This is a genomic window from Fulvivirga kasyanovii, from assembly GCF_009711405.1.
In the GTDB taxonomy this organism is placed as follows: Bacteria; Bacteroidota; Bacteroidia; order Cytophagales; family Cyclobacteriaceae; genus Fulvivirga; species Fulvivirga kasyanovii.
Map to the genome: position 1 here is coordinate 1 of NZ_SMLW01000123.1, position 991 is coordinate 991.

Sequence of the window (991 nt, forward strand, 5' to 3'; positions counted from 1 at the left end):
TTAGGGGCGTTATTTTTTAGCCTTAACGCAGCAAACGCCCAACAAGACGCGCAATTTTCATTTTACATGAAAAATGCCCTATACTATAATCCTGCTTTTGCAGGTACTGAGGGTGTTACGCAATTAACCTTGTTACATCGTACGCAGTGGGCTGGCTATAAATCATCATTTGATGATGGGGGAGCACCTAATACGCAGGTTTTTAGTATGACTACCCCGATATACAGGTTTAGGAGTGGCTTTGGTGCGCATGTGGTGAATGACAACCTGGGACCGGTAAATAATCTTGAGGCTCAACTCTCTTATGCTTACCATTTGGGAATTAAAGATTCCAAACTAAGCTTTGGGGTAAGAGTGGGAGTTTTCTCTCAATCGATAGACAAAGGGCAGTACAGGCCTATAGACGAGGGAGACCCTGTTATTATCGAGAGTTCTGATTCTCAGGTAAGACCGGATATGGCTTTAGGAGTATATTATCGATCTGAAAAGTATTATGCAGGCTTTAGTATGAATCACATTCTCAAATCCGAATTTGATTTTGGTGTCGATGTTGTGAGGAATGCTCTTGAGAACCATGCTTATTTAACTTTTGGCTATATACACGAGGTTAATTTTGATGTTAAACTATCACCATCATTCCTTGTGCAGACAGATTTTAATGAATATAGTTTTATAGTTGGAGGAATGGCTTATTATAAAGACCAGTTGTGGGGAGGTGTTTCATTCAGGCAGTCAGATGACGTGAATCTTTTGTTAGGCTACAATTTTTTAAAGGATAAATCGTTAAGTTTTGGCTACTCTTTTGGTTATGTAGTAAAAGATCAGGATGCGAAACAACCTACTACTCATGAGGTGTTATTGAGCTATCAGTTGCCAGTGAATCCGGGTAGTGGCAAAAAGGTTATCCGTACTCCAAGATTCAGACATTAAGAATAAAAACATTTTGCTTTTAATAAGAATTTATACAATTTGTGAAATATCTATATTAGCA

General features: G+C 38.4%; 1 protein-coding gene. It reads left to right on the top strand.

All coding sequences use genetic code 11. The features are described from left to right. Positions 1-930, top strand: a 930-nt coding sequence (locus tag E1163_RS00270) for a PorP/SprF family type IX secretion system membrane protein (RefSeq protein ID WP_155168536.1), incomplete at its 5' end; no start/stop codon positions are given. Positions 931-991 lie beyond the last annotated feature (61 nt).